Origin of the sequence: Oxalicibacterium solurbis (assembly GCF_014635845.1) — a bacterium.
GTDB classification, from domain to species: domain Bacteria; phylum Pseudomonadota; class Gammaproteobacteria; order Burkholderiales; family Burkholderiaceae_D; genus Oxalicibacterium; species Oxalicibacterium solurbis.
On the sequence record NZ_BMDP01000002.1, the window covers coordinates 867,400 to 889,716 of the forward strand.

The following is a 22,317-nucleotide window of genomic DNA, read 5'->3' on the forward strand; positions in this document are numbered from 1 at the left end:
ATCGGCGAACGATACTTGCTCCGTGGTCTTCACATTCATTCATCAAATCAAGGAGAAACATCATGTCGAACGCAACCCAGCAGAAACAACAAGTTCAGCAAGTCCTGGCCGGCAAGGTCGCATTCATCCAGGGCGGCTCGCGCGGCATCGGTGCCGCCATCGCACGCCGTCTGGCACGCGATGGCGCGGCAGTCGCACTGACCTACATGAGTTCGCCGGACAAGGCGCAACAAGTCGTCAAGGAGATTGTCGATGCCGGCGGCCGTGCGCTGGCGATCCAGGCCGACAGCAGCACGCCGGACGCGATTCGCACCGCGATCGATCAGGCCGCAGCGACGTTCGGCCGCATTGATATCCTCGTCAACAATGCCGGCGTGCTGGCACTGGGCGCAGTGGACGAACTGACGATGGAAGATTTCGATCGCACGATTGCCGTCAACGTGCGCAGCGTGTTCGTCGGCGTGCAGCAGGCAGTGCGCCACATGGGCGACGGCGGCCGCATCATCACGATCGGCAGCACGAACGCGGATCGCATGCCGTTTGCCGGCGGCAGCATCTATGCGATGAGCAAGTCGGCGATCGTCGGTCTGACCAAAGGTCTGGCACGCGATCTCGGCCCGCGCGGCATCACGGTCAACAACGTGCAGCCTGGTCCGGTCGATACCGACATGAATCCGGCCGACAGCGATTTTGCCGATGGACTGCGCGGCCTGATGGCGATCAATCGTTATGGACAGGCAGACGAAATCGCTTCCTTCGTTGCCTATCTTGCCGGTCCTGAAGCAGCCTATATCACCGGCGCGAGCCTGATGGTCGACGGCGGTTTTTCTGCTTGATCGCGTGCGGGCCTGCATCCGTCGGCATGCCGAATACATACCGAAAGGTTGCAAGCCAGCAATTTGTTCGACACTGCATTGAAAATGCAGTGTCGCTTCCGAATTACTGAATTGAAAATCCCCATTCACTTTCTATACTGTGTTCATGAAGGCAAACGAGGAGTCGGTCATGAGACACAGACTTTACTATTTCCTTCCGGATACAGATAGCGCACGACGCGCTTTCGACGATCTTCTTCTGCATCGCATCGAACAGCGGCATGTCCGCTTTCTTTCCGGCGGCGCACCGTTGCCGCACGATCTCCCCGAAGCCGGCTTCCTGCTGAAAACCGACGCCTTGCACGGCGCTGCGACCGGCATGGCGGTCGGCGGAATATTGGGCATCCTGCTTGGCGTGATGCTGGTTGCGTATGCCGGATTGGGCGAGGCGACCGTGCTGCTGACGGCGCTGATGGGTTTGTTGTTCGGCGCCTGGGCATCGAGCATGGCAGCGGCAGCCTTGCCGAATTCGCGATTGAAAGCGTTCGTGCCGGAACTGCAGAACGGAAAAATCCTGATGATCGCCGACATTCCTGCACGGCGCGTCAACGAGATCGAACACATGCTGGCCGAGCGTCATCCGGAGACGCGTTTCGGCGGCGAGGAATCGCACATTCCCGTCTTTCCGTAACAGGAGGGAGGGGAATGGCGAAGGCAGCGGAAAAACTGCCGAACGGCGCCTGAGGGCATGGCCGTGCGCCATGCGTCGTATCTGGTGATTGCTTTTTGACGGAGGTTGACATGGAACTTATGCATTCGCATCGCTGGGATCGTCCGTTGCCGGACTGGCGGGCAGCAATCGTGTCCGGTTTCGTCGCAGGTGCCGTTGTGATGGTGCTGGAACTGCTGTGGTCGACGCTGGTGAACGATGGCAATCCCTGGCAGACGGTCCACATGGTTGCGGCCATCGTGATGGGGCAGGACGTTCTGCAACCGACTGATTTCAGCCTGCCCGTGGTGGTCGTTGCCCTGGTCACGCACTACGTGCTCGGCATCGTGTTCGGCCTGATCCTGGCCGGCATCGTTGCGCCGTATCATTTCGATGCGCGCATGAGCACGGTACTAGCGACCGGTGCAGTGTTCGGCGTGGTGCTTTATCTATTCAATTTCTACGGTATGGCACGCATCTTCGACTGGTTTGTCGCCATGCGTGGTGTGGAAACCTGTGTGGCGCATGTGATTTTCGGCATGGTCGCTGCTGCAGCCTACCTGAAGCTGGAAAAACTGGAGCGCTGACGCCGATGGCAGGACGGTGCAATGCCGTCCTGCCTTTTCTACGCTTTACCTCTCTGATTTCCTGATCGGGCCTGCCGCCTGCTTTCCGTCCTTTCTCGCGTAGATTGTCACGCGATGTCACCTTTTGTCACATTGATGTCATGGCGAGGTCATAGTCCGCGCCAATAATTTCCTCAAATCAATAACGTCCATACCGGGCGGAGTCGTTCCGCCATCGATTTGAAGGAAACAGCATGACCATCCGCCTGCGCATCAGCCTGCTTGTCGCCCTGACATTCATCGTCATTTCCGCCATCGGCTGTTATGCCGTCTTCCAGTCGCGCAGCAGCGCAGTCGAGGTGAGATCGGTCACCGAGGGCGTGGTGCCCAGCGTGCTGGCCTCGTCCGATCTGGTCGGCAAGCTCAAGGATGTGCAGTTGGCCGCGATGGTGATGGTCGGCGAGACGGATAACAATCTAGTTCCGCAGGAAAACGAAAAACTCGCAGCGAAGAAGGCTGCCTTGCAGGAAGCGCTGGCCTTCCAGTCGCAACATGCCGATAACGACGCGCAGCGCGGTCTGGTCGAACAGGCGAAGGAAAGCCTGGACAACTATTTCGACGCCATCGACGGCGTCGCCAAATTCAAGCTGGCCGGCAGAAGCGATATCGCGCAGGCGACTTTCTTCGGCGGCGTGATGCAGTACCAGGCCGAACTGGAAAGCATCGTCTCGACGATGCGTATCGAGAAGGATCGCAGCAAGGATGTCGCGATTGCATCGCTGAACGAAAATCTCTCGACCACCAGCACCGCGATCACCATCGTTTCTGCCACCGCCGTCGTGCTGCTGACGCTGATCGGCATTTTGCTGTACCGCCAGATCACCGGCCCGATCAGCCGCATGCAGACGATGATGAGCGAGATCGCCACCAGCCAGGATTTCACGCGCCGGCTGCCGGTGCAGCGCATGGACGAGGTCGGCCATTCGATCGTTGCCTTCAACGGCATGATCGAGAAGATCCAGGAAGCCTCCGCGCAGGTCAAACAGAAGACCGCCGACATGCAGGCGATGCTGCAGAACATTCCGCAAGGCATCCTGACCGTGGTCGACGGCAACCGGATTCATCCCGAATATTCGGCCTTCCTGGAAACCGTGTTCGAAACGCAGGACATTGCCGGCCGCGACTTGATGGAGCTGGTGTTCGCCGATACAAATCTCGGCGCCGATACGTTGTCGCAGATCGAGGCGATCGGCGGCGCCTGCATCGGCGAAGACGTGATGAACTTCGCATTCAACGAACACCTGATGGTCGGCGAGGTCGAAAAAAAGATGGCCGACGGCCGCGTCAAGATCCTCGATCTCGGCTGGTCGCCGATCACCGACGAGGCCGACACGGTGATTCGCCTGATGCTGTGCGTGCGCGACGTTACCGAGTTGCGCAAGCTGACGGCCGAAGCCAACGAGCAGAAGCGCGAGCTGGAAATGATCGGCGAAATCCTCGCGGTCGAAGCCGGCAAGTTCCAGGAATTCATCGTCACCTCGCGCCGCTTCCTCGACGACAACGAGCAGATCGTGCGCCAGAACCCGGAAGCGAATGCGTTTGCAATCGCCAAGCTGTTCCGCAACATGCACACGATCAAGGGCAACGGCCGCACCTACGGCCTGCTGCATCTGGCCAACGTCGTGCATACGGCGGAACAGCATTACGACGACCTGCGCCATCCGGAAACCGGTGCGGTCTGGGATCGCGAGGAACTGCTGGCCGGATTGACCGCCGTGCGCGACACGATAGACCGCTATGCGCGCATTAACGAAGTGACGCTGGGCCGCAAGAATGCGGAAGCCGCGAACGAGCTCGATCGCCACACGCTGACGATCGACCGCAAGCACATCCAGGAAAGCCTGCATCGACTGGAAACGGTCAACACGGCCAATCTGCACGAACTGGTTGCCGTGCGCAATGCGGTGCGCCGCACGCTGCGCCTGCTGGGTACCGAATCGGTCGCCGACATGCTGGACGGCATCACCGCCTCGCTGCCGGCGCTGGCGGCGGAACTGGAAAAACCGGCGCCGAATTTCATCATCGAAGACAACGGCTACGTCGTCCACGCGCATGCCGCGCCGATGCTGAAGAACGTTTTCATGCACCTGGTGCGCAACGCGATGGATCACGGGTTGGAATCGGCCGAAGAGCGCGTGATCAAGAACAAGCCGGCAACCGGCACGATCAGGCTGGAAGTCGGCGTGATGGACAACATGGCGCACATGGCGCTGTCCGACGACGGCCGCGGCCTGGCGCTGAAACGGATACGCCAGATCGCGATCGACCGCCATTTGATCACGACCGAGGCGGCGGCAACGATGCGCGATACCGATCTGGCACGTCTGATCATGCAGCCGGGCTTCTCCACGCGCAGCGAGGTGACGAACGTGTCCGGCCGTGGCGTCGGCATGGATGCGGTGCTGGATTTCATCACGCGCGATCAGGGCCGCATCGAGATCCGTTTCACCGACGATGCCGAAGGCGCGGATTTCCGTACTTTCCAGGTCATCGTGATGCTGCCGGAACGCGTGGTCGTCGAAGTTGACGGTATCGATGTTCCGTATCCGGTCGCAGGGCAGGAGGCGAGTGCTGCGCCAGCCGACCTGTTGCCGGATGCCGACGACAGCGATACTCGCGTGGCCTGAATTTCGCCCACGAGGTATGCAGGCAAATACAACCGCCATCGGGCGTGGCCGCGACAGATGGCTGAAACAGCAAGACAAAATAGAAAACAGGAAATACGGAATTACATGACGCTGGAATCATTACTCTTTTGCGCGTTCGGCATCGTACTGGGCGCTGCGCCGCTGCTGTGGAAAATCGCCCGCCTGAAGAAGCGCATCGCACGCATGATCGATGTGGAACAGGTGGAAGCGCTGAAACATAGCGTGCACCTGACTATGCAGGAACAGCAGCAGGATCTGGAAAAGCACAGGCAGGAGCTGGACGACGAACGCCGCGCTGCTGAAAAACGGATAGACGGCATGCGCAACGAAAATGCGCGCTCGCTGACGGAACTGCAGCAGCAGAACGCCGACAGCATGGCGCGCATTCTCGACAATTGCGATGCGTCGCAGGAAACCATCGTCAACCTGCTGGGCCTGATGCGCACCTTCGAGCGCTGGCATGACGACATGAACGTGCTGATCACGCATAACCGCGACATGCACCGCAAGAACGACGAGTTCGCCCTGATCGTCAATCAGGTCATCATCGTCGCGCTGAACGCCTCGATCGAGGCGGCGCGCGCCGGCGTGCACGGCCGCGGCTTTGCGGTGGTGGCGGCCGAAGTGCGCGAACTGGCGCAGCGCGCGGAGAAACTCTCGAAGAGCTATCGCGGCAGCCTGTACCAGAGCGATCTGATCACGACGACGACCTTCCAGGATCTGCAGGCCGGCGGCAAGATGATCGTCGGCGCCGTCATTGGCCTGGACCAGATCAACAAGAAGACGCGCGAAGCGCTGGCAGCGTGAGGCGGACATCATGATCACGCAATCCGCCAGGGAAGGTTTCGATACGCTGCTGACGCGTGCGCTGAAGGACAGCATGGTGCCATCAGGTGCCGCATGCGAAGTGACGGTGCTACCCGATGGTGACGCCATTGGCGAGCGCAACATGGTCGTGCTGACCGTGTCGTCCTATCTGTTCCGCCTGATGGTGATGTTCTACTTCACGCCCGATGCCGTGACCAAGGCGCATTTCGCGCGCCTGAACAATACCGGCGGCGAACTGGACGATCAGGCCTTCATGGATGCGATCGCCGAATGCGGCAATCTGTGCTGCGGCATCCTGAACCGCGACTTGGGCAACTTCTTTCCGCATATCGGCATGTCCACACCGATCGTGATCGACCGCCGCTGCGCCGAATACCTGCAGATGCTCAATTGCGGACACGTCCAGCATTTCGCGGTGGACATAGCCGACGCGCCGCGCTTCCACGTGACGCTGTGCGTGTCGGATTACGCGGACATCGATTTCACCGTCTCGGAAGACGAACTTGGCGCGAACACCGGCGAACTGGAACTGTTTTAAATCATTACGAGGAAAAAATCATGGCACAAATCCTGGTGGTCGACGATTCGAGCACGGTACGCAACGAAGTGGGCGATTTCCTGAAAAAGAACGGGCTGGACGTCGCACTGGCGGTGGACGGTCGTGATGGCCTGAGCAAGCTGAAGGGCGATTCAGGCATCAAGCTGGTCGTCTCCGACGTCAACATGCCGAACATGGACGGCCTGACGATGGCGGAAAAGATTCGCAGCGAACTGGGCAATGCGAACGTCAACATCATCATGCTGACGACCGAGAATTCGCCGATCATGAAGGAGCGCGGCAAGGCGGCCGGCATCAAGGGCTGGATCGTCAAGCCGTTCAAGGGCGATGCTGTGCTGCCGACGTTCAAGAAGCTGGTTGGTGCTTGAGGAACAAGGAAGCAACGAGCAAAACATCGAGTCGCAAATGCTGAACAAGAACGCCCCGGTGCACTGCGTGCCGAGGCGTTCTGTTTTCCGACACTTGTTCGCTGCTTATTTCACGCTCTTCGCCGCGTCCTCGATCAGCTTCGTCACTTCGGCCGGATGCGAGGTCATGACGACGTGCGAGGCGCCGGCGATTTCCACGGTCTTTTTCGCTGCGGCGCGTTGCGCCATGTAAGCGATGGCGGCTGGCGGGATGTTCTTGTCGGCGCTGCCGTAGATGAACCACGACGGCAGCGACTTCCATGCCGGCGTGCCGGACGCTTCGTTCAGTGCCGCTTCCGTCACCGGCCGCTGCGCTTCGGCCATCAGGCGCGCCTTGGCGACAGGAACGTCGGCAGCGAACTGGTTGCGGAATTTCGTCTGGTCGATGTACAGATCCTTGCCGCCATCCGGCAGCGTGACCGGCTGCGCCAGTGCCGAGCCGAGCGTGCTGCCGGGGAATTTCGATGCCAGGCCGGCGACGGTTTCGCCGGCTTCCGGCGCGAAGGCCGACACGTAGACCAGTCCCTTGACGTTGTCATGTCCGTTCGCGGCCTCGGTGATGACCGAGCCGCCGTAGGAATGACCGACCAGAATCACCGGCCCCTTGACGTTCTGCACGATGCGCGAGACGTAATCCGCATCGCCCTTGACGCTGCGCAGCGGATTGGCGGCACCGATGACCGGATAGCCGTCGGCGATCAGCTTGGCGGCGACGCCATCCCAGCTGGAAGAATCGGCGAAAGCGCCATGCACCAGCACGACGGTCGGTTTGGCTTGCGCGGCATTTACATCTGCATCGGCAGCGAAGGAGGCGGGTGGCAGGGCGACGGCGCCGAGCAGCGCAGCGGCGGCGAATCCGTTGATGGCAAGACGGATGCGGCGTGGGATGGCGTTCATGATGTGTTCCTTTCTGATCGTGAATGATTGTGGATCGAAGCTTGCCGTTGCAATGGGCTGCTTCGATACGGCCATTACATCGTGCGGATGTATCGCTTCTGTGTCCGCAAAGGGGGAGAACGGTAAGCCTGCGTATCTGTGGCCCGTGCCGATACATGCAGATACAAAACAGGAAAGAGAAAACGGGAAAACCGGCCGGCCTGAAGGGAAATCGCGCAAGGAAAGGTGGCAAGAGGCCCGGGCGAGCCGGCACAGTTGCATGCAAGCGGCAACATTTCCGCGGTCGATGAAAATTTTGCACCCATCGCAAGGCGCCGTCGGGCTAGGATCGTGACGTCGGCAAAATCGACGTCCATCCTCCGGAATGCCTATCTCGTTCCGGTATCCGTCTCAATTACCTGCGAATCGGATTCCTGCCGGGCTACCTTGCCCGGCCTCGCATTTGCTGCGCGCAAATGCCGGTGGCCGCCTGTGCGCGGTCTTTTTGTGCTGACGAACATTCCGAAACGAAATCCATGAGTGCCATTCATCCGAGCAGTCTTACCGGCGAACACGCCAGGCTGGAAGACGCAATCTATACAAAGGTGACCCTGCGGTTGCTGCCTTTTCTTTTCCTCTGCTACGTCGCCGCCTATCTGGATCGCGTCAACGTCGGCTTCGCCAAGCTGCAGATGCTGAACGACCTGCAGTTCAGCGAAACCGTCTACGGCCTGGGGGCCGGCATTTTCTTCATCGGCTACTTCCTATTCGAAGTGCCGAGCAACGTGATCATGCATCGCGTCGGCGCCCGCGTCTGGATAGCGCGCATCATGATCACCTGGTCCATCCTGTCGGCGGCGACGATGTTCGTCACCACGCCGGCGATGTTCTACGTGATCCGCTTCCTGCTCGGCGTGGCCGAGGCCGGCTTCTTCCCCGGCATCGTGCTGTACCTGACGTACTGGTTCCCGGCGTCGCGCCGCGGCCGCATGAATGCACTGTTCATGATCGGTATTCCGGTCGCCGGCATTGTCGGCGGTCCGTTGTCGGGCTGGATTCTGAAGGCCTTTACCGATGTGCACGGCTGGCACGGCTGGCAATGGCTGTTCCTGCTGGAGGCGATCCCGTCGCTGGTGCTGGGCATCATGTGCCTGTTCTATCTGCCGAACGGCATTCGCGCTTCGCACTGGTTGTCGGAAGAAGAAAAGCAGGTACTGGAAGAAAACATCGCGCAAGATGGCGGCAGCACGGCCAAAACGCATTCGGTGGCCGGCGTGTTTTCGAATCCGCGCGTGTGGTTGATGGCCGGAATCTACTTCTGCTGCATGATGGGCCTGTACGGCATCAGCTTCTATCTGCCGACGCTGGTGAAGGCATCCGGCGTCAAGGATGCGCTGGATGTGGGCCTGCTGACCGCGATTCCGTATACTTGTGGCGTGATCGCGACGCTACTGGTGGCGCGAAGTGCCGACCGCATGCGTGAACGTCGCTGGCACTTTGCGATCGCCAGCGCGCTGGGCGGCATCGGTCTGTACCTGAGCACCATCTATGGCCACAACGTCGTGCTGGCACTGTGCGCGTTGTCGCTCGGCACGGCCGGCATGCTGTCGACGATGCCGGTGTTCTGGACCTATCCGAGCGCGATCTTGAGCGGCACGGCGGCGGCGGCCGGTATCGGCCTGATCAACTCGGTCGGCAATCTGGCCGGCTTCGTCAGCCCGTCCATCGTCGGCTGGCTGAAGGACGTGACGAACAGCACGAACGCCGGCATGTATTTCGTCGCCGGTGCACTGGTGCTGGGCGCGCTGCTGGCCTTGCTGCAACCGCGCGAACTGGTGAACAGGTAAATCTGCAACCTGCATCGTTCGCGTCTTGAAAGAATGGTGACGATGCAGTATCTGTTCGATGATTTCGAAGACGATACGCATCGGCGTACAGGGAGCGAAGCCCTGTGCGCCGATGCCGTTTTGTTGCGCGGCTTCGCTTCGGCGGAAGACAAGGCCGTCCTCGATGCAGTGAAGCGCGTTGTGGCCGATGCGCCTTTTCGCCGGATGACGACGCCCGGCGGTTTCCGGATGTCGGTGGCAATGACGAACTGCGGGCCGCTCGGCTGGGTGACGGACCGGCGCGGCTATCGTTACGCAGCAGTCGATTCCGACAGCGGCAAGCCGTGGCCGGCAATGCCGCAAGTGTTGCAATCGCTGGCAGGGCGCGCGGCAGAAGCAGCCGGCTTTGCCGACTTCGTTCCCGATGCCTGCCTGATCAACCGCTATGAACCTGGCGCACGCATGTCGCTGCATCAGGACAAGGACGAACAGGATTTCGGCCAGCCCATCGTTTCCGTCTCACTCGGCTTGCCGGCGGTATTTCTGTTCGGTGGACTGAGGCGGGAAGACAAGGCTTTGCGGGTGCAGTTATTGCACGGCGATGTGGTGGTCTGGGGCGGCACGGCCCGTCTGCGTTACCACGGCATCGCGCCATTAAAAAACGGCAGCCACCCGCTGACGGATGACTGCCGGATCAATCTGACTTTTCGCAAGGCTGCTTAAGCTGATATTCGGGATTGTGTCCAATCTTTATTTCATACGCAGTCTGGCGTGAATGAATGTTCAGGCAGCGAGCATCAAGCCGCTGAGTGCTCATTCAATTTTCTGCCGATCATCTAATCGATAGCGTACTCATTTCGCTTCTGCACAGCCGGCGCCGCTGCTCATGGCCTGCTGCGCTGCCTTGCCGATTTCTTCCGGTGTCAGATCCTTGATATGCGTGGCGATCGACCACGAATGGCCGAACGGATCTTCGAGAATGCCGTAGCGGTCGCCCCAGAACGCGTCTTCCAGCGGCATCTTGACGGTGGCGCCGGCATCCACCGCCTGCTTGAATGCGGCATCGGCATCCTTGGCGTACATGTGCAGCGTGACTGACGTGCCGTTGCGCGCCTTCGGCCCGAGCGAACCGTAATCCGGGAATTCGTCGACCAGCATGACAGGCGAATCGCCGATGCGGACCATCGCATGCCACATCTTGCCGTCCGGGCCGGGCAGGCGGGCGAGTTCGACGGCATTGAATGCCTTGACGTAGAAGTCGATGGCAGCGGCGGCATCGGCACAGACGAGGTGCGGCGTGATTGTGTGCATGTTATCGGGAATGGGTTTTGCGGCGGGTTGGCTCATTGCGTGTCTCCTGTTTGTAAAGGTAGTGAGGGAAGGGAAGCTGAGGGCATTGCCAGATTCGTTGTTGGTGCGGCCAAGGTTTCGTAAGTCTCGATGCGTTCCAGCAATTGCTGCATTTCCTGGCGATGCCGTTCCGGCGAAGATGGCATTGCCCACAGGGCGTCGAAGCGAGCAATCCATAGCCGATATTCCTGTTCCGACGCCATCGCGCCGGCATCGGGCTTGCAGGAGTTTGCACGCAAGGTCATCGTTGGACGGAATCGGCGCTTCAGGGTTTCAGGTCGGTCAGGACCTTGCCGCTCGTCATGTCCATCGGCATCGAATAGTGTTCATGGACGATCTGCCATTTGCCGTTCGTACGGCGGCAACAGCTGGTCAGGCGCATCCACGATGTCATCGTCTTGCCGTCGGGGCCCGTGCCGCCGCAATGCAGCAGGCTGTGGGCAAAGGCAATGTCGCCGCCGGTTTCGATGTGCCAGTCGCCGACCTCGAAAATCATGTCGCCCTGGCACATCTCCATGCACTCGGCCCAGTGCTTGCCGTAGGCGGCCTTGCCGACGAAACGCAACGGGCCGATGGCATCGAACGAAACGATGTCGTCGGCATAGAACGCCAGGATGGCGGGGACGTCGCGTTTGACGACGGCTTTCGACCAGCTCTCGAGCAGGGCGCGGACCTCGCTCGCATTCGCGTCTGTATTCATGGTGTTTCTCCTTTGAAATCCGTTATTGTGTACAGTGTTCAGTGACGATAGCGCAAAAAGTGTACGATGTACACAATTATTCAAAATGACAGAAAAAGTGGCGAAAAAAGCAGCAATGAGAAGAGAGGCCAAAAGGGATACCTACAGGCATGGCGACCTTTACCGCGCCTTGCTGGAGGAGGGAACTAAACTGGCGCGCGCGGGCGGCCCCAGCGCAGTCGTGCTGAGGGAGGCGACGCGCCAGGTCGGTGTGGCGCCGAATGCGGCGTATCGGCATTTCGCCGATCGCGACGCTTTGCTGCAGGCGGTGTGTTCGGCGGCACAGGCCGAACTGGCGCAGGCGATCGAGGCGGAATGGGAACGCTGTCCGGACGAAGGCGATCTGGCCGACATCGCGCGTGCGCACCTGGCTGCGGTTGGCACCGGTTATCTGCGTTTCGCGCGCAGCGAACCCGGTCTGTTCCGCACGGCGTTCTCCGTCCACGAGGATTTGCAGAAGGCGACGATCCCCGAAATGGCGGGCAAGAGCGGGCTGACGCCGTTCCAGTTATTGAGCCGGTCGCTGGACGAATTGCAGCAGGCCGGCGTGCTGCGGCCGGAGCGGCGGCAGGGTGCGGAATTTCTCGCGTGGTCGGCCGTGCACGGGCTGGCGATGCTGCTGATCGACGGTCCGCTGCGCTGGCTCGACGATCAGCAGGCCGAAGGCATAGGCGGTCGGCTGCTGGATATGGTGGAGCGCGGCCTGCCCTGAGACGATCCGATCCAGTTCAGCGTCGCGCCTGTTCTGGTGTCTATTTCGATGTTTGTTTATTCCGCAACGGATCGAGCAGATGGCGCAATGCGTTGTGATCCAGTTCGTACATCAATGCGATCAGACTGCCCAGTTCGCCTTTCGGAAAACCTTCGCGCGCGAACCAGCCGAGATAGTGGCCGGGCAGATCGGCCAGCATGCGCCCCTTGTATTTACCGTAAGGCATGGCTGTCGTGACGAGCTTGTGCAGATGATCGGGGTGCATGGCGCGCGTGAAAAATCAGAAAGGCGAATGAGTGTAGCGATGTCGGCCGGAAGCCGTGCGATGCATTTTCCACTTTATGCGCATCTAAAAGAAAGTAAAAAGACGCGAAAAGGAAAAGAGAGAAATTGAAGGAAGCTCAAGCAATGAAATATGCCATCCGTGACGAATGCGCTGACGATGTCGATGCCATTCGCCGAATCACGCAGGCGGCTTTTTCGCTCGCCGAACACAGCAGCGGCACCGAAAGCGCCATCGTCGATGCGCTGCGCATGGCGGATGCGCTTGCCGTTTCCCTGGTCGCAACGATGGATGAGGAAGTGGTCGGCCATATCGCATTCTCGCCGGTCACGATCGGCACGGCGATTGGCTGGTTCGGCCTGGGGCCGCTTTCCGTCCGTCCGGACATGCAGAAACAAGGCATCGGCGGCGCGCTTGTTGGCGAAGGATTGATCCGGTTGAGGGCAATGCGTGCGCGAGGATGCGTCGTTCTGGGCGACCCCGGTTACTACCGGCGTTTCGGCTTCGTACACGATCCGGCAATTCGGTATGAAGGCGTTCCGCCTGAATACTTCATGCGGTTGTCGTTCGATGGTTCCGAGGTATCGGGAAACGTCGTTTATCACGAAGGCTTTTCCGCATCCTGAGGTTCAGGTACTTCACATGTCTGTAACCATGCGAAGGAAAAGTAGCGCGATACAAATAGTGAAGTACTGGTAGTGGAGTAATGCGATGTGACTATCGTTGCATCGTTGATATCGAAAGCCCCACGAATCACTCAATTGATTCTTGTCGCGCATGCCTTCCTGACAAGAGGGAAGGCTGTTTTGTCGTCGCTTTGCATTGCATGCGTGACCACATAGAGCGGAATGCCGATATAATGAGAATCATTGTTATTTGAGAAGATGCCGTGAACCTCTCCGAACTCTCCCCGTTTACCTCCGCAGTAGTGGACACCGTCACCGGCCTCGACAGCAATGATCCGATCGCGAAACGCCTGCGCGAACTAGGTTTTGTCGAAGGCGAACCCGTCAGCATCGTCGCGCGCGGCCCGATAGGTGCCGATCCGCTGCTGGTGCAGATCGGCTTCACACGCTTTGCGCTGCGCCGTTCGGAAGCACAACGCGTCAACGTTCATCCCGCCTGATCCTTTCCTGAGTATTCAATGGCTATTTCTCGTATTGCGCTGGTCGGCAATCCCAATTGCGGCAAGACCGCCTTGTTCAACCAACTGACGGGTAGCCGCCAGAAGGTCGCCAACTATGCCGGCGTGACGGTCGAGCGCAAGGAAGGCCGCTTTACTGCGCCGTCCGGCCGCGCCTTCCATGTGCTCGATCTGCCGGGCGCTTACAGCCTGGACGCGACCAGCCCTGATGAAGTCATCACGCGCGATATCTGCCTGGGCCGTGTGGCGGGCGAGGATGTGCCGGAACTGATCGTCTGCGTCGTCGATGCGACCAACCTGCGCCTGCATTTGCGCTTTGTGCTGGAAGTGAAGAAGCTCGGCCGACCGATGATCCTCGCCTTGAACATGATGGATGCGGCTCGCAAGCGCGGCATTCGCATCGATCGCGAAGAACTGCAGCGCCAGCTTGGCATGGATGTCATCGAAACGATTGCAATCCAGCACGGCGGCACGCAGGCATTGATCAAGCATCTGGATGCGATCGATGCGCCGTTGCCGGCACGTGCGGAAGAAGTGGATGCCGATGTCCACGGCCAGGTGCGCCGCATCCTGTCGGCCGCCGTGACGATGCCGCGCTCGACGTCGGTCATCGACGATGCGCTCGATCGCTGGCTGCTGCATCCGGTGCTGGGCCTCGTCATCCTGGCGGTCGTGATGTTCTTCGTCTTCCAGGCAGTGTTCTCATGGGCTGAGCCGCTGATGGACGGCATCACCGAAATCGTGACCGTTACCGGCGAATGGTTCGGCGCAACGCTGCCAGACGGCTTGCTGCGCAGCCTGGTGGTGGATGGTATTTTCGCCGGCCTCGGTGCGGTGCTGGTATTCCTGCCGCAGATCCTGATTCTGTTCCTGTTCATCCTCGTGCTGGAAGAGTCCGGCTATCTGCCGCGCGCGGCTTTTCTGCTGGACCGCATCATGTTCAAGGCAGGGCTGACCGGGCGTTCCTTCATTCCGCTGCTGTCCAGCTTTGCCTGCGCGATTCCCGGCATCATGGCCACGCGCAGCATCCAGGATCCGCGCGACCGCTTGACGACGATTCTCGTCGCACCGCTGATGACCTGCTCGGCGCGCCTGCCGGTGTACACGCTGCTGATTGGTGCCTTCATTCCGGGCACCACGGTGTGGGGCATTTTCAATCTGCAGGGTATCGTGCTGTTTGCGCTGTACGTGGGTGGCATCGTCAGTGCGCTGGCGGTGGCCTGGTTCATCAAGTACATCCGCAAGGACAAGAGCGAACACGCATTACTGATGGAACTGCCGTCGTACCGGTTGCCGAATGCGCGCAGCGTCGCCATCGGCCTGTGGGAGCGCGCGCTGATCTTCCTGCGCCGCGTGACGACGATCATCCTGTCGCTGACCGTGGTGTTGTGGTTCCTGACGACGTTCCCCGGACCGCCGGAAGGCGCAACGCTGCCGCCGATCGACTACAGTATCGCCGGCCGCATCGGCCATGCGCTGGAGTATGTGTTCGCGCCGATCGGCTTCAACTGGCAGATCTGCATCGCGCTGGTTCCCGGCATGGCCGCACGTGAAGTGGCGGTATCCGCGCTGGGTACCGTCTATGCGATGTCCGGCACGGAAGACGCGGTGGCATCGCAACTCGGCTCATTGATCGCGACGCAGTGGTCGATGGCGACGGCATTCTCGTTGCTGGTCTGGTACATCTTCGCGCCGCAATGTCTGTCGACCTTGGCCGTCGTCCGACGCGAAACCAATTCCTGGCGTACAGTAGCGGTGATGGCTGGCTATTTGTTCGGGCTGGCTTATCTGGCTTCCTTCATCACGTACCAGGTCACCAAGGCATTGACATGATGCATTCCGATACCGTGCAGCAACTGATCATCGGCGCGATCGTGCTGGTCAGCGCGCTGCACGTGCTGCGCCGTCTGTTGCCGAAGTGGATGCATGCGCGACAACAGTGGCTGGCGGCGTTGCTGGACAGACCGCAACGCCCGGCGGCATTGCGTGCATTGGGTCGGTGGCTTCGCCCCGGCGAACAGGCGGGTGGCGGTTGCGGCAGCGGTTGCAACACTTGTTCCACCTGCGAATCGAATCCCGAAGCCGATGGCAAGACAGACAAGGCCGAGACCGACATCAAGCCGCTGAAATTCCATCGGCATGTCCGGGCAGATCGATAACGGCCTGGTTTGCCAGGATATTGAAGCAAGGATCAAACAAAAACGGCCGGCGTTCCATCGCCGGCCGTTTTTCTTTAGATGTGCGTTTTTATTGCATATGCAATCCGGCCATGACTTCGGTCGAATGCGAATCGCCCGTCAACAGGCGATGCAGCAGATTGGCATCGGCGGTGCGGGTTGCCGTGGCGCGCGCATTCAGCAGCACCATGACGGCATCGCGGCCGGCGGCGCGTACGCGCATGATGATGCAGCGACCGGCTTCACGCGTGAAACCGGTCTTGGACAGCAGGATGTTCCAACCCTTGTCGCTGACGAGTCGATTGGTATTGTGATAATGGCGCGGCATGCCGTCGACATCGATCAGGTCGCCGGAGACGGTCGTGATTTGTTCGATTTCCGGATAACGTGCGGCAGCCATCGCCAGTTTCGCCAGATCGTTGGCAGTAGATGTGTTGTACGGCGACAGGCCGGTCGGCTCTTCGATGTTGGTGCGCCGCAGGCCCAGTGCATGCGCCTTGTTGCGTACGGCAACGAGAAAGTGCGACATGCCGCCCGGATAGGTGCGCGCCAATGCGTGCGCGGCACGATTATCGGACGACATCAGCGCCAGTTCCAGCAACGTATGGCGCGCCAGCACGGCACCGACCGGTACGCGCGACGAACTGAACTTCAGCGTATCGACATCGTCTTCGGTGATCGCGATCTGTTCCTGCATGTCCAGATGTGCGTCGAGCACGATCATGGCCGTCATCAGCTTGGTCAGCGAGGCGATCGGCACGATGTCGGTGGCATTCTTTTCGAACAGGACCTCGCCGGTATGTTCATCGACGACGATCGCATGCTTGGAACCGAGCGACATGGCACCTGCCTGCTGGCCGATGGCGGAGAGGACGAGAAGGGCGGAAAGAAGAAACGAACGGATCATGTCTGCACGCGGAAAGTTTCCATCGAGCAGCGATAATAGCGTCGTTTCCGACAGGAATGATACGGTTGTGATGCGTAGGTGCGACTATTTGCGACTATTTTTTGTAACCGATAAAAATTTGAAAATGCTTGATTGCGCTTTGACAGCAGTTTGATTGCACGGCTGTCATTTATCGCTTGAGTAGCGCTGTTCGCGCCATGGATCGCCGCGGTTATGATAGCCGCGCACTTCCCAGAAGCCCGGCGTGTCCTGCGTACGGAACTCGATCCGGTTGATCCACTTCGCGCTTTTCCAGAAATACAGATGCGGCACGACCAGCCGCACCGGTCCGCCATGCTCGCGCGCCAGCGGCTGGCCGGACCAGGCATGAACCAGCATCGCGCCTTCGGTAGCAAAATCGTCCAGCGTCAGATTCGTCGTGTAGCCGTCGGAGGAGTGCAGTAGCACGAAGCGCGTGGCGGGAAGCGGGAACACGGCTTCCAGCAGATCGATGGTCGACACGCCTTGCCACTGGTTGTCGTAACGTGACCAGCTGGTCACGCAATGAATATCGGATACGGCATCCGTTTGCGGTTGCGCCATCAGATCGGTCCAGCGCCAGATGGCGGGCCGTGCAATGGCACCGAACAGTTGCAATTGCCATGCGCCGGGCGCAATGTCGGGATGTTCACCCAGATCCAGTACCGGCCAGTCGCTGGTACGATGCTGGCCCGGTGGCAGGCGTGCATCGTCCGATTGCTTGGCAGGACGACGTCCATCCTGCGCCCAACGCTCCTTCGTCAGGGTCAGCTTGCTGGGTGGCGGGAGGGAATCGTCGTCGCTCATGACATCAGTTTGCCTGGCGGCGGGCGATTTCCATTTTCACGGGCAGGCTGGGATCCAGCGTGCCGGCAATCGTGCCGAACATGTCCGCGGCATTGTCAAAGCCGTTCGCGCGCAGGTGTTCGGCTTCCTTCATCAGATGCATGGCCAGGCTGGCATCGCTGGTGCCGGTGCCTTTCAGGGAGCGTCCGACGTGGCGGCACAACGATTCGAATTCGCTCTTGTTGATGGTTTTCGGCTTGTCGGTCGCATTGTCGTTGGTGTTGTCGGCGGCATTGTCGCTCATCGTATTCTCCTGTTGGGGTTGCAATTGCATCTATTCTAGCGCCGGGCGGCTATCGCATGCATGGCCGGAATCGGCTTGCACGGCAACAAAGCGACGCAGGTCGCCATGCAAGCTGCGATAAGCGAATGGAAAAGGACATGCGGGAAACGCATATCTGCGATGGACTGACGCTGGCATTGTCGATTATGCGAAAAACAGGGCGCTCACGGTGATGACAACACCGCATCCATACGGGATTGATGCATGAATGCCGGAAAGCGTGACGCTTGCTGACGGAAAGGCGCCCAATATCCTGTTGAATCAGGTTTTACGTCTGTTCGAATGGGATTGCCAGATTCCGGCCATGTCCGAGCGGGCGAAAATTTGCCATAATCCAAGGCTGGCCGACGTTGATACCGGCACCGGTACCCGATACACGCAGTGCCTGCATCGCAGGTCCTTGCTTCCTCCACAACAAATCACAACAGATCAGATCGCCATGTTTGCACCTTCCTTGATGGGCCGTCTTTCCTTCACGCACATTGCACCGAGCAAGCCGCCGTTCGAAAATCCGGGCCGCAATCATCTCGGCCTTTTCGCCGAACGCGATGCGGTGCTGTACGTGCCATCCAGCCTGCCGAAGGAAGGTCCGGTTCCGCTGCTGGTGATGTTCCACGGCGCAGGCGGTTTTCCCGAAAAGGTACTGCCTTTCCTGGAAGAGCATGCCGAACGCGAAGGTTTTCTGATACTGGCACCGCAGTCGTTGTACCCGACCTGGGACATCGTCATCGGCGGCAGCGGCCCGGATCTGGAACGTCTGGAACAGGAGCTGACTGAAGTTTTCTCGCGTTACCAGATCGATACCAGTCATTTCGGTTTTGCCGGATTCTCCGACGGCGGCAGTTATTCGCTGTCGATGGGTATCACCAACGGTGACCTGGTCAGCCATGTGATCGTGTTTTCCGGCGGCTTCATGTCGGTCTTCATGCAAGAGGGCATGCCCAAGGTTTTCATCTCGCACGGATTGATCGATGAACAACTGCCGATCGAAACCAGCGGACGCAAGCATGCGGATCAGTTGAAAGCTGCCGGTTACGATGTCAATTACGTGGAATTCAACGAAAAGCACATCATCCATCCGCCGATCGTCAAACTGGCAATCGATTTCTTCCTCGACCGGCCGGCTGCAGCGGCTGAATAAGCGCAGCGCCGATGGCTTTTATAGCGACGGCACGCGCGTGATCTCCACGGTCACGTGCGCCAGCTCTTCATGTATGGCGAGCTGGCGGCGAAAATAATCCGGCTGCACCTCTTCGGCGACGGCCAGGCCCAGGATGCACGCGTATTTCTGCCGTCCCACGCGCCAGACATGCAGATCGCAGATGCGTGCAGCAATCGGGCTGTCGGCGACGACCTCGCGTATTTCATCGACAACCGGCGCATCCATTTCCGCGTCGAGCAATATGCGGCCGCTGTCGCGTATCAAGCCGACCGCCCACACGGATACAAGTACGCCGCCGACGATGCCCATGGCCGGGTCCAGCCAGACCGCGCCGTATAGTTTGCCGCCGAACAGCGCGACGATCGCCAGTACGGATGTCGCAGCATCCGCCACCACATGCAGATAGGCTGAACGCAGATTCAGGTCGTGATGATGGTGGTCATGGGCGTGATCGTGCCCATGCCCATGACCATGTTCGTGATGATGATGATCGTCCTTCAGCAGCCAGGCGCAAGCCAGATTGACCATCAATCCGACGATGGCGAGAACGATCGCCTGATCGTAATGGACATCCTGCGGATGCAGCAGCCGTTCGAACGATTGCCAGAACATCAGCGCAGCCACGCCAAGCAGCAGCAGGGCGCTGGTATAGCCGCCGAGAATTTCGATCTTCCATGTACCGAAGGCGAAGCGCACATCCTGTGCCAGTCGCCTTGCCAGCACATAGGCCAACGCCGACAAGCCAAGCGCCAGGGCGTGTGAACTCATGTGCCAGCCGTCGGCCAGCAGCGCCATCGAATTGAACAGATAGCCGCCGCCGATTTCCGCAACCATCATCGTTGCCGTCAGGCCGAGCGCCCACAACGTCTTTCTTTCCGCCAGCGGATTGCCGTCGTTGAAGACGTGATCATGAGCGAGGTGGTGATCGAATTTTGACATGAGTGCATTTCCAAATATACTGTACCCCAGTATATTATCAGCCTCGGCATTGGAGGATGGCATGTCACACATGACGAGCGACAACAGCAAGTTGCTGGCGCGCGTACGGCGCATCAAGGGGCAGACACAGGCACTGGAAAAGGCGCTGGAGCAGGGCGCGGACTGCGGCGCCATCCTGCAGCAGATCGCCGCTATCCGCGGCGCGGCCAATGGCCTGATGGGACAGGTGCTGGAAACCCATATCCGCGAGCATCTGGGGCCGGACAAGGGTACGGCGGCAGAAAGACGCGACGATCTGGAACAGGTGGTCGGCGTGTTGCGTTCCTATCTGAAATAGCGGCAGCCATAACGGCGCAAAAGTGACTGACGAAAAATGCCATGCCAAAACGCCGTGCTACACTTTCGCGCATGAATCGCATCGTCAAGACGGCATTGCTGTGGCTTCTTGCGCTGGCATTGCCGGTGCAGGGATGGGCTGCAGCCACGCAGATTTCCTGCGCGCCGACGATGCATCAACCGGCGCAGGTATCCGATAGCGCATCGCATGAGATGACGCATGCGCAAAATCACCATGTCATGCATGACGACATGAGTAAGACTGCCTCAACGGCAGCAGACATACAGGACGATTCCTCGCCGACTCCCGCCAAGCTTGGCGTCGCGAAATGCAGTGCCTGTGCCGCCTGCCATATCGGCTTGACCGCCTTGCCTTCCTTCTCCGATTGGCCGTTGCCGGCCACCGATTCGATGCCGGTTGTTATTGCACCCGCATCGCCGTTCGTCGGCCACGTTCCCGACGGCATCAAGCGACCTCCCAGATCCGCTCTCGTCTAGTTGTCCGGTTCCCGCCGGGCTGATGCGCTTGTCCGTTTGACGGATCGCGCATCTGCCTGATCGCGGGCTCTTGATCTTCTCGAACGGGAACACCATGAAATCGATTTTTCTGCTGCCGGCATGGCTGCCGGTAGTCTCTGTGTTGAGCTTTGCGTTGAGCGTTCACGCGCAACCACCTGTCCCTGCGTCTTCCGCCGATCCGGCCGATGCTGCACATTCCACATCTGCGCCTGCATATCAATCTGCCTTCGACAGCTATCGCGGCATCGGTGAAACGAGCGCGCCGACATCTCCGTCCGGCAATGCCTGGCGTGCCGCCAACGATGCCGTGAACCAGGCAGACATGCATGGTGGGCATATGCAAATGCCGTCACCCGGAAAAGACTCGCCGAATGATGCGCATGCCAGCCATGCCGATCATCAAGCCGGCCATCAGGTCGAACATCAGTCCGGCCACGAGATGCATGGCCATCATCACGGAGGCGAAAAATGATGCGCCGATCGTCTTTTCTTCCCTTTTTTCGTCCATTTTCCTCTTCTGTGAAGGGCGTGGTTGCACTTGCTGCCGTCATGCTGCTATCAGGTTGTGCATCGTTCTCCAGCGACGGCGGCATCGGCGACGTTTCCGCGCTGACGTCGGAACGCATCGGCCAGCCGGTGCAGCAGGCCAGTCTTGATCGGAGCGATACGAACCGGCAGGCAGTACGCGACATGCTGGCAAAACCGCTGGATGTCGACAGCGCGGTACGTATTGCATTGCTCAACAACCGCGGCCTGCAAGCATCGCTTGCCGAATTGGGCGTGGCCGAGGCCGATCTGGTGCAGGCTGGCCGTTTGCACAATCCGGGCTTTTCGTTCGGGCGCCTGAGTGGAGGTGGCGATGCCGAGATCGATCGCGGCATCTTCTTCGATCTGGCTGGCCTGTTGACGATGCCGATGCGCAGCCGTATCGAAAGCGGCCGTTTCGAACAGGCAAAGCTGCAGGCAGCGACCGATGTCATTACGCTGGCCGCCGATGTGCGCCGTGTCTGGTTCGATGCCGTGGCATCGGAACAGCGCGCGCAACTGATGGAGCGTACGAAGGAAGCAGCGGAGGCGGGCGCCGAACTGGCGCAGCAGATGCGGCAGGTTGGCAACTGGAATCGCAGGGATGCGGCACGCGAACAGATGTTCCATGCCGAAGCCGCAGCGCAGCTGGCACGCGATCGCCAGACAGCCGTGACCGCGCGCGAAAGGCTGATGCGCCTGCTCGGCCTGTGGCAATCCGATACGGCATTCACGTTGCCCGACCGCCTGCCGGAATTGCCGGTACAACTGCCGCCAATGAACGATCTGGAAGCGCGAGCCATGACACAACGGCTAGACGTGCAGATCGCCAAGCGCAATGCCGCCGCTACCGCCGATGCACTGGGCCTGACGAAAGCCACACGCTTCATCAACGTGCTCGATGCCGGCTATATCAACAAGAGCGAAACCGGCAGATCGCGCAGCAACGGCTACGAAGTCAGCATCGAACTGCCGCTGTTCGACTGGGGCGAAGCCAGAACGAGGGACGGCCGGGATTCTTGCAAAATTTGCCAAAATCCCACCTAACTTTTTGATTTAAATAATTTTTGTCTTGTAGTTCAT

The 22,317-nt window shown here is 59.7% G+C and carries 28 protein-coding genes; 19 read left to right on the forward strand and 9 right to left on the reverse strand.

All coding sequences use genetic code 11. The annotated features are described in order from the left end of the window. The first annotated feature begins 62 nt into the window (after nt 1-62). The 7 genes from IEV40_RS09710 (at nt 63) to IEV40_RS09740 (ending at nt 6,553) form a co-directional block, all read left to right on the forward strand. Nucleotides 63-836 carry a 3-oxoacyl-ACP reductase family protein gene (locus tag IEV40_RS09710; RefSeq protein ID WP_188420989.1) on the forward strand — a complete coding sequence of 258 codons (774 nt, stop codon included), beginning with the start codon at nt 63-65 and terminating at the stop codon, nt 834-836. Nucleotides 837-1,005: 169 nt separating this feature from the next. After that, nucleotides 1,006-1,506, forward strand: a complete 501-nt coding sequence (locus IEV40_RS09715; RefSeq protein ID WP_188420991.1) for a DUF1269 domain-containing protein — start codon at nt 1,006-1,008, stop codon at nt 1,504-1,506. A 110-nt stretch (nt 1,507-1,616) separates the two neighbouring features. Then, nucleotides 1,617-2,111: a hypothetical protein gene (locus tag IEV40_RS09720; RefSeq protein ID WP_188420993.1), complete on the forward strand. Its 495-nt coding sequence runs from the start codon at nt 1,617-1,619 to the stop codon at nt 2,109-2,111. Nucleotides 2,112-2,344: 233 nt separating this feature from the next. Then, nucleotides 2,345-4,777, forward strand: coding sequence for an Hpt domain-containing protein (locus IEV40_RS09725; RefSeq protein WP_188420995.1), 2,433 nt, complete (start codon nt 2,345-2,347; stop codon nt 4,775-4,777). 105 nt (nt 4,778-4,882) lie between these two features. Continuing rightward, a complete protein-coding gene (locus IEV40_RS14720; RefSeq protein WP_188420997.1) occupies nt 4,883-5,605 on the forward strand; it encodes a methyl-accepting chemotaxis protein in 723 nt (240 codons plus the stop codon). 10 nt (nt 5,606-5,615) lie between these two features. Further along, the gene (locus IEV40_RS09735; protein WP_188420999.1) at nt 5,616-6,164 is read left to right on the forward strand and encodes a hypothetical protein; all 549 of its coding nucleotides are present in this window, start codon (nt 5,616-5,618) and stop codon (nt 6,162-6,164) included. A 20-nt stretch (nt 6,165-6,184) separates the two neighbouring features. Next, nucleotides 6,185-6,553 (forward strand): response regulator, encoded by a 369-nt coding sequence (locus tag IEV40_RS09740; RefSeq protein WP_188421001.1) that lies wholly within the window; start codon nt 6,185-6,187, stop codon nt 6,551-6,553. Nucleotides 6,554-6,658: 105 nt separating this feature from the next. Here the strand turns inward: IEV40_RS09740 and IEV40_RS09745 are convergent, their stop codons facing one another. Next, the gene (locus tag IEV40_RS09745) at nt 6,659-7,489 is read right to left on the reverse strand and encodes an alpha/beta fold hydrolase (protein ID WP_188421003.1); all 831 of its coding nucleotides are present in this window, start codon (nt 7,487-7,489) and stop codon (nt 6,659-6,661) included. Nucleotides 7,490-8,004: 515 nt separating this feature from the next. Between IEV40_RS09745 and IEV40_RS09750 the strand changes: the two genes are divergently transcribed. Both IEV40_RS09750 and alkB read left to right on the forward strand, forming a co-directional pair. Then, nucleotides 8,005-9,315, forward strand: coding sequence for an MFS transporter (locus IEV40_RS09750; protein ID WP_188421005.1), 1,311 nt, complete (start codon nt 8,005-8,007; stop codon nt 9,313-9,315). A 36-nt stretch (nt 9,316-9,351) separates the two neighbouring features. Further along, nucleotides 9,352-10,017 (forward strand): DNA oxidative demethylase AlkB, encoded by a 666-nt coding sequence (alkB, locus tag IEV40_RS09755; protein WP_371870051.1) that lies wholly within the window; start codon nt 9,352-9,354, stop codon nt 10,015-10,017. Between the two features lie 129 nt (nt 10,018-10,146). Here alkB and IEV40_RS09760 read toward each other — a convergent pair whose 3' ends face one another. From IEV40_RS09760 to IEV40_RS09770, 3 genes are read right to left on the reverse strand one after another with little or no spacing between them, the layout of a single operon-like run. Further along, nucleotides 10,147-10,641 carry a VOC family protein gene (locus tag IEV40_RS09760; protein WP_188421009.1) on the reverse strand — a complete coding sequence of 165 codons (495 nt, stop codon included), beginning with the start codon at nt 10,639-10,641 and terminating at the stop codon, nt 10,147-10,149. Continuing rightward, complete coding sequence (locus IEV40_RS09765; protein WP_188421011.1) at nt 10,638-10,883, reverse strand: hypothetical protein; 246 nt, start codon at nt 10,881-10,883, stop codon at nt 10,638-10,640. The genes IEV40_RS09760 and IEV40_RS09765 overlap by 4 nt, the downstream gene beginning before the upstream one ends. Nucleotides 10,884-10,909: 26 nt before the next feature. Next, nucleotides 10,910-11,344 (reverse strand): YybH family protein, encoded by a 435-nt coding sequence (locus tag IEV40_RS09770; protein ID WP_188421014.1) that lies wholly within the window; start codon nt 11,342-11,344, stop codon nt 10,910-10,912. Nucleotides 11,345-11,459: 115 nt separating this feature from the next. Here IEV40_RS09770 and IEV40_RS09775 point away from each other — a divergent pair, with 115 nt between their 5' ends. Further along, nucleotides 11,460-12,095, forward strand: coding sequence for a TetR/AcrR family transcriptional regulator (locus IEV40_RS09775; protein WP_229724039.1), 636 nt, complete (start codon nt 11,460-11,462; stop codon nt 12,093-12,095). A 40-nt stretch (nt 12,096-12,135) separates the two neighbouring features. Here IEV40_RS09775 and IEV40_RS09780 read toward each other — a convergent pair whose 3' ends face one another. Beyond that, entirely contained in the window at nt 12,136-12,360 is a 225-nt protein-coding gene (locus tag IEV40_RS09780) for a DUF3820 family protein (protein ID WP_188421018.1), read from the reverse strand. Nucleotides 12,361-12,503: 143 nt separating this feature from the next. Here IEV40_RS09780 and IEV40_RS09785 point away from each other — a divergent pair, with 143 nt between their 5' ends. The 4 genes from IEV40_RS09785 to IEV40_RS09800 all read left to right on the forward strand — a co-directional run bounded on the left by IEV40_RS09785 (nt 12,504) and on the right by IEV40_RS09800 (nt 15,681). After that, nucleotides 12,504-13,004, forward strand: a complete 501-nt coding sequence (locus tag IEV40_RS09785) for a GNAT family N-acetyltransferase (protein WP_188421020.1) — start codon at nt 12,504-12,506, stop codon at nt 13,002-13,004. Between the two features lie 263 nt (nt 13,005-13,267). Continuing rightward, nucleotides 13,268-13,504 carry a FeoA family protein gene (locus IEV40_RS09790; RefSeq protein WP_188421022.1) on the forward strand — a complete coding sequence of 79 codons (237 nt, stop codon included), beginning with the start codon at nt 13,268-13,270 and terminating at the stop codon, nt 13,502-13,504. Nucleotides 13,505-13,522: 18 nt separating this feature from the next. Next, entirely contained in the window at nt 13,523-15,355 is a 1,833-nt protein-coding gene (gene feoB / locus IEV40_RS09795; protein ID WP_188421024.1) for a ferrous iron transporter B, read from the forward strand. Next, nucleotides 15,352-15,681, forward strand: a complete 330-nt coding sequence (locus IEV40_RS09800) for a DUF6587 family protein (RefSeq protein WP_188421026.1) — start codon at nt 15,352-15,354, stop codon at nt 15,679-15,681. Before feoB ends, IEV40_RS09800 begins: the two co-directional genes overlap by 4 nt. Before the next feature lie 88 nt (nt 15,682-15,769). Here IEV40_RS09800 and IEV40_RS09805 read toward each other — a convergent pair whose 3' ends face one another. The 3 genes from IEV40_RS09805 to IEV40_RS09815 all read right to left on the reverse strand — a co-directional run bounded on the left by IEV40_RS09805 (nt 15,770) and on the right by IEV40_RS09815 (nt 17,714). Then, on the reverse strand, nt 15,770-16,606 hold the full coding sequence (locus tag IEV40_RS09805; protein ID WP_188421028.1) for a serine hydrolase: 837 nt from the start codon (nt 16,604-16,606) through the stop codon (nt 15,770-15,772). 165 nt (nt 16,607-16,771) lie between these two features. Next, the gene (locus IEV40_RS09810; RefSeq protein WP_188421030.1) at nt 16,772-17,431 is read right to left on the reverse strand and encodes a sulfite oxidase-like oxidoreductase; all 660 of its coding nucleotides are present in this window, start codon (nt 17,429-17,431) and stop codon (nt 16,772-16,774) included. A gap of 4 nt (nt 17,432-17,435) precedes the next feature. Further along, a complete protein-coding gene (locus IEV40_RS09815; RefSeq protein WP_188421032.1) occupies nt 17,436-17,714 on the reverse strand; it encodes a hypothetical protein in 279 nt (92 codons plus the stop codon). 478 nt (nt 17,715-18,192) lie between these two features. On the opposite strand from IEV40_RS09815, the gene IEV40_RS09820 reads away from it, so the two are divergent. Beyond that, nucleotides 18,193-18,894, forward strand: a complete 702-nt coding sequence (locus IEV40_RS09820) for an alpha/beta hydrolase (RefSeq protein ID WP_188421034.1) — start codon at nt 18,193-18,195, stop codon at nt 18,892-18,894. Between the two features lie 18 nt (nt 18,895-18,912). Here IEV40_RS09820 and dmeF read toward each other — a convergent pair whose 3' ends face one another. Further along, nucleotides 18,913-19,854, reverse strand: coding sequence for a CDF family Co(II)/Ni(II) efflux transporter DmeF (gene dmeF / locus IEV40_RS09825; protein ID WP_188421040.1), 942 nt, complete (start codon nt 19,852-19,854; stop codon nt 18,913-18,915). A gap of 61 nt (nt 19,855-19,915) precedes the next feature. Here dmeF and IEV40_RS09830 point away from each other — a divergent pair, with 61 nt between their 5' ends. The 4 genes from IEV40_RS09830 (at nt 19,916) to IEV40_RS09845 (ending at nt 22,281) form a co-directional block, all read left to right on the forward strand. Beyond that, the gene (locus tag IEV40_RS09830) at nt 19,916-20,191 is read left to right on the forward strand and encodes a metal/formaldehyde-sensitive transcriptional repressor (protein WP_188421042.1); all 276 of its coding nucleotides are present in this window, start codon (nt 19,916-19,918) and stop codon (nt 20,189-20,191) included. A 41-nt stretch (nt 20,192-20,232) separates the two neighbouring features. After that, nucleotides 20,233-20,688, forward strand: coding sequence for a hypothetical protein (locus tag IEV40_RS09835; RefSeq protein ID WP_188421044.1), 456 nt, complete (start codon nt 20,233-20,235; stop codon nt 20,686-20,688). 94 nt (nt 20,689-20,782) lie between these two features. Further along, on the forward strand, nt 20,783-21,181 hold the full coding sequence (locus IEV40_RS09840; RefSeq protein ID WP_188421046.1) for a hypothetical protein: 399 nt from the start codon (nt 20,783-20,785) through the stop codon (nt 21,179-21,181). 77 nt (nt 21,182-21,258) lie between these two features. Beyond that, nucleotides 21,259-22,281 carry a TolC family protein gene (locus tag IEV40_RS09845; RefSeq protein ID WP_229724040.1) on the forward strand — a complete coding sequence of 341 codons (1,023 nt, stop codon included), beginning with the start codon at nt 21,259-21,261 and terminating at the stop codon, nt 22,279-22,281. Nucleotides 22,282-22,317: the final 36 nt, after the last annotated feature.